General features: G+C 37.5%; 6 protein-coding genes. 3 read left to right on the forward strand and 3 right to left on the reverse strand.

Annotated elements, in window-relative coordinates; all coding sequences use genetic code 11:
• Positions 1-727 precede the first annotated feature (727 nt).
• Entirely contained in the window at positions 728-1,186 is a 459-nt protein-coding gene (locus tag EHT25_RS00005; protein ID WP_124868770.1) for a WapI family immunity protein, read from the reverse strand.
• A 149-nt stretch (positions 1,187-1,335) separates the two neighbouring features.
• On the opposite strand from EHT25_RS00005, the gene EHT25_RS00010 reads away from it, so the two are divergent.
• Positions 1,336-1,605 (forward strand): MafI family immunity protein, encoded by a 270-nt coding sequence (locus EHT25_RS00010; protein ID WP_185731234.1) that lies wholly within the window; start codon positions 1,336-1,338, stop codon positions 1,603-1,605.
• A 359-nt stretch (positions 1,606-1,964) separates the two neighbouring features.
• Positions 1,965-3,308 (forward strand): hypothetical protein, encoded by a 1,344-nt coding sequence (locus tag EHT25_RS00015; RefSeq protein WP_124868774.1) that lies wholly within the window; start codon positions 1,965-1,967, stop codon positions 3,306-3,308.
• Positions 3,309-3,821: 513 nt separating this feature from the next.
• Here the strand turns inward: EHT25_RS00015 and EHT25_RS00020 are convergent.
• Complete coding sequence (locus tag EHT25_RS00020; protein WP_221622226.1) at positions 3,822-4,427, reverse strand: T6SS immunity protein Tdi1 domain-containing protein; 606 nt, start codon at positions 4,425-4,427, stop codon at positions 3,822-3,824.
• A gap of 71 nt (positions 4,428-4,498) precedes the next feature.
• Here EHT25_RS00020 and EHT25_RS00025 point away from each other — a divergent pair, with 71 nt between their 5' ends.
• Positions 4,499-4,765: a CPCC family cysteine-rich protein gene (locus EHT25_RS00025; protein ID WP_124868778.1), complete on the forward strand. Its 267-nt coding sequence runs from the start codon at positions 4,499-4,501 to the stop codon at positions 4,763-4,765.
• A gap of 154 nt (positions 4,766-4,919) precedes the next feature.
• On the opposite strand, the gene EHT25_RS00030 is transcribed toward EHT25_RS00025, so the two are convergent.
• Positions 4,920-5,555 (reverse strand): FISUMP domain-containing protein, encoded by a 636-nt coding sequence (locus EHT25_RS00030; protein WP_124868780.1) that lies wholly within the window; start codon positions 5,553-5,555, stop codon positions 4,920-4,922.
• Positions 5,556-5,758 lie beyond the last annotated feature (203 nt).

Here is a 5,758-nt window from a genome sequence, read left to right on the forward strand (position 1 = left end):
CTCTGTGGTATTCCTCATATTTTAATACAGTTATTCAATCAAATCTCATGCTTCTCAAATTATGAAAAAAGCTGCAATATTCTTGATGAGTTCATAAGAGAGTGGTTAATAAGTTGTGAATCGGACGATTTGTTTACTAAAACTTGATTCGTGCCACAACTTTTTTCAAATTAGATTTGTGTCGGCTGGAGTAGAGATGGCCATACACATCAAAAAGTCATGGATAGACTCAAGATTTTAGGTTACTATCAATTTGCTGGTGGCATACTGGGCTTTTTTCTCTTGCTGAATATTTGGATTCCTATTTGGCACAAGCGGAATGTGGAAGTATTGGTCATTCCAATTGCGTTTCTTTTCATATTACTTTCTACGGCTGGAGTCTTACAGATAACTAGGAATAAAAAATTCCTATTATTAAGTATTTGGATTAGTATTGTTTTACAAATACTACAAGTGGTTTCCTTTTCATTAAAAGGAATGACTTATACCTTTTGCGCTAGCTCGTACATTGGTTTACAAGTTTCAGACAATATTGAGGTTATTTTTAATCTGTTTCTAATCAATTTTAAAATTAGCCTTGCTTCTACAGAAAGCTTTATTTCGGTCAATTTCATTCCTCTCTTATTGATCGGCCTATTGTATACCGAATTTCAGCGAATTTCTTCTCTATTGCCTAAAGTGAACATTTCATAAAACGAGTGGTTAATAAATCGGACGTTTTCTAGACCTAACAAACTTCTTTTGGTTCCGGTGGAATATTACCTTCATCGTCGCCATACTTCATCACAATTTGTTTAAGTTCAGCCATTGTATGCACCAAATAGCTTTGATCGCTTCTTATTTCAAACTCCAATAAATTCCATTCTTCCGTTCTCTCTGTAAATTTTCCTTTAATAAAAAGGTGGCCGTTTGAATCATATGTAAGGGTGAACAAAGGATCAAATTCACAATGGAAAATTGTCTCGCCTTGTAAGCATGAATAGGTTTTTTGCAAATTTTGGTAGAATTGAAATATCTGCCCAGTAGAGGGCCATATTTTGCCTTCGAAAGAAAAACCGCCACTGCGAATAGACAATTGACTTTTGGTTTCATACCCTCCTAGATGGCTCGTGCGATTGGGGTAACCAAAAACTTCTGAGATCTCGACTTTAATAAATCCGTTATATCCATTGATTGAAAAGTTCATTAAAAACACAGTTTATTTGGGCAAAATCCAACATGCTGAAAGTACATTAATCTTTCAAAAATCGGACGATTAATTTACGGTTGATAAAAAATGGCTATATCCAGAAATGGATGTAGATTTAGTTCACCTCAGTTTTGTTGCAAATGATTATGAATTCGCTAGACACTGACATATTTGATTTAATTTTCAAGTGCAGTTCACTTGGATTACCGGAAAAGGATAGTAATGATGCACGTTCATACCTCGAAAACAATGAGCGTGGTTTGGCATTCGATACGCTTTTAACTCAGATCTATGAATACGATATCCTTATAGACGGAGATATATATCGCCAAATAGAAGCAATTGCCCGTGAGTTATCAATAAATGCAGAAGATTACGCATTTATTACAAAATTGATACGACCAAACACCTATTGACATAAATTGGGTGTTTTTGAATGGGACGGTTTATTTACTTGATTTTTGTTTCACAAAATCATGACCAAGACTCCAATCGGAGAGTAGATTTCTGATGAGGCCGCCCGGCAGATGTGTTATTGAAACTGGTTTTTCATACCATGAACGGCCAGGTGTCAGTATGCGGCACTAAACAAAAAAAGAGCCCTTTATGAGATGGGTAGCTTTTGGCACCGTTTAATAAAAGACGCTTAAGGCAAGCGTGACTTGTGACTGTTTGGTAGACATGTAGTTGTATAGCTCTAAAACTTGAATTAATTTTAAACCGAACATTTGAGCCCCTCCCGTTTATTCTCTATATCACAAAATCTATTCGTTCCATGAAACTAATTTTACACAAATTCATTTTACTTTTTTTTATCTCCAATTACTTCGCGGCCAAATTAATGGCTCAAAACCAGAATCTTCAGCTAACCTATCAGTACTCCATTTGCGACGTGTATTACATACAAGATCGCTACCTAAACAATACATCCTGCATTACGAGTCGTACCGAAACGGGAGGTGAGGCTGGGTATACAAGGACTTGGTATGAAGAAGAAAAGGGCTATTATAAAATGGGCGTTGTTGGTTTGCCTACATATGTAGAACCAAAACGAGTCAAAAAGCAAGAACAAGTTCCCTCAACCTATTATTCCTATAGTGTCTTTACGAACACATGCTCATCCACTACTAGAGTGAATGCCATTCGAAAGGTTCGCCTAACTACAGGTCAAACTATGTATGAAGATGCTTCATTTTATGTAAAACCAGGACAATCTGAGAAGAGAAATATAAAATATGTTGATAATTATAATTCCGAAACTGCTGAAATTGGATCAGTGATCGCCTACAAAAATCTACTTTCACTTGATCCTGATGAATATAATAAGTATGTTAATTCAGTAATAAACAATGACAAAGGCACACTGGTAGTAACTCCAACTTCCTGCGAAACTAGAATTTTTTTAAATGCCGGAGATAAGGTGAATATAAAGGCAGGAGGGTCAATAAGGTTGGGCGCATTCGCCGGGTATGGTGGGCCTGATGGCATAAATGGATTCACAGACTACAATTTTACACCCAATGCAAGACATGGTGCATTAGTTTACACGCACTCAGGTATCAATGGTTGGCATTTAGCAGGCAGCAATAATACACTTACAACTGATAAAGCGGGATTTTTATGGCTTTCTCTGAATGATAAAAGCATAGATGATGATGAGGGGCAATTTATTGTCAATTATGAAATAATTCGAGCCAAAAGCACGTCAGCTTTAAATTTTAATTCATTACCTCAACGCTGTTCTGATTTAGAAAAGATAGCCAAATTCACACAGAATGAACTCAATACTTATCTTGCTAATAATAAGTTTTTAAATGAAGGAGAATTGAAGGGCCTTCTAAGGTTTAAGCGAGAGGTGGATAGTGAGATTCTAGTATTGGGATTTAAAAAAAAATATGAGAGTAACGAGTATACCATAGTTTTTGCTACTGAGTCGAAAGAAAGATTTTTAAAATTCAAAAATACAATTTCTGCGGACGGATATGTTTACAAGGAAACGATAGGGAAGATAGTTGGGTATAGAAAAACCAATGAAACATCTCAATCATCTATCGAAACTGAAATTGGTCTGGTCGAAGGTGACTTCTATCAAGTTATGATAAACATTACTTACAAATGATGCTAATGACTGTACATACCATTATGAAAATGAGACTTGACTAAAATCGGCAAATGCCTGTTTTTTTATGTCCTTGGGCTTAACAATCAAAAGTACAATTTTCCTCGCGGATCTCGTAAAATCAGTTTGATGCACATCGAGTAGCAAATAAACAATTCTGGGTTAAATTAAAAGATTGAACGAAAAGTACCGCGGGTTCGGTAGAGCTTTTTTTCTAGTGTGACGTTTGCTACGTGTAAAATCTCACCAATTATTGAAGAGTTTAAAATTTACCTTTTCTCAAAGAAAGGATGCTCATAGTATTAAATAGAAATGATGAAGCTGCCTGGGCTGGTGAGGTACTCCCCATTATTTGGACAAGAAAGGGACGTTATTTTGACTAAATGCCAATCAGTAGTTTGCGAAGAAATTGCATTTCTCTTACAGTAGTTCTGTAATTAAACTTATGTTATTTAAATTAACCACTATTCAACTATGTCCGATCAACTAGGCATAGCATACTTTCGTCCAATTTTACCTGCTAATAGTAAACTGAATAGGTGTCCCATCTGGTAGATCCTTAATTTGGAAATGAATGCTGCTGGACAAGGAAAAATGCTCCAGTGCATCAATACAATAAAAGTTATCGGCTTTGTACTCACCGCCAATGAGGGGATGGTGTTTAGGGCTGTAAACTTCATGTTCTTGGCAGTGTATACCGGCGGCTTCGAGATCGTTCAGCAGATTGCTTAAAAGCCAGACATCACTTGTTTCCGGATCAGCCAAATATTCGTCAAAATCGCCTAAGCTATCCGCAACTTTTTCCAGTTCGCCACTTCCCGTATCCAACCAATAGATCCAACCACTCTTATCGCTGAAGAAGGCATCCCCCAAATTAGTGATGGCTACGACTACTTTATCTGTTCCAATTAGCCATGCCCATTCTTTAAGAATCATTCGCTTCAACTCTTCGCTAACTTCTGTTTTTAACCCTTTCTGCATCATCCCATTAGGGTTTTCTGTTGTATAATCAAATCTTATGTTGCCCAAATTACCAAAAAAGTTATTGGTATTCACATGAGTCCATAAAACGAGTGGTTTGTGAATGGGACGGTTTCTTGACTGCTTGCTTTTATTCATTGTCATTTTATAAATTGTTCAATCATGTTTTATTTGATACTTTTCACATAGGACCGTGACCTGAATGCTTTATGACGAAGTACACCTGCCCTTGCTGTGGATATAGAACAATGGATCTTGGGCCAGGACATTATGAAATTTGTCCTGTGTGTTTTTGGGAAGATGATCCCATTCAGAAACAAAACCCAAATTATGATGGTGGCGCTAATAAGGTCTCATTAAGGGCTGGTCAACAGAACTTTATAAATTTCGGAGCCTGCGAAGAAGACATGAGAGTTTATACAAGACCACCTAATAATGAAGAGCTTAGAGACGTAGACTGGCGACAATTGAATTGATAAGTTGTTTGTCATAAAACGTGTCGCTAATAATTCGGACGTTTGTTTGATTCAAGTAATTTATCTCAGTCTTGCCCTTCCATTAGCCTCCGGATTTTTTCTAATTCCTGGGTGTATGGTTTTGTTTTCATCTCCATAACCGCAGGCAAATAACTTAATCCCGAACACAACGAACCGAGACTGCGCCAGCTACATTGACATCGAAACGGAACGCTTTTTTTAAATTTAATTTATTGCTACTGGGAGGGCCGCCATAATGAAAGTTCCATCCCCAGGCTTTGCCTTCAGCGCCCGCGGGTGAGGACGTCCAAAAGAAACCGAGACTACCCAGTACCATATAACTACCATCGGGTCTGCGTTGACCTCCCGGTAGAGCGTCAAAGCCGCTACTGTTCGTGCCGTTACCGTCTTCTTTCCAGCCTTTGACGCTTTTTAGCGCTTCACCGGCATAGTCCATACCGCCAAACTGATTCACAAGTTTAGCCCATTCGCTATCGGTTGATAAATGCCAACCGTTGGGACAGCCTTTTTTCGCAGCCTCCCAAGTGTAAAGCAAGCCCAGTTCTTTTCGATTAGTTTCATTGTCATCATATGCATAGCTACCTTCAACTTTATAGTTCAGGTTTTGTGCCATCCAGGTAAAGGTTTTGCCCGTCGAAGCTTCCTTAAAGCTGATCGTTTTATAAGTTTGGCCATCTCGCGAGTCAATGAAGGTGTCAGTAGATTGGGCAATTGCTAATTGGGTGAAAAATAAGGTAGCAAGTACGGCACAGATGTGTTGTTTCATCATTGTTATTTCAGGTTTAGTATTGTCATTATAAGGCTTAGATGAAAGATATATAGCCGTAATAGATCTTTCCAAAAATGGACGATTTCTTTACTAAATACCAATTAGGTGTTGTTGAATAAATGCAATTTCTTCAACAGTGATTCAGTAACTAACTTCATGTTAATGGATAGGAGAAAAAAATTATGATGTGCATTTAGGTAGAT

The sequence above is a fragment of the Larkinella rosea genome, assembly GCF_003858635.1.
Taxonomy (GTDB): domain Bacteria; phylum Bacteroidota; class Bacteroidia; order Cytophagales; family Spirosomataceae; genus Larkinella; species Larkinella rosea.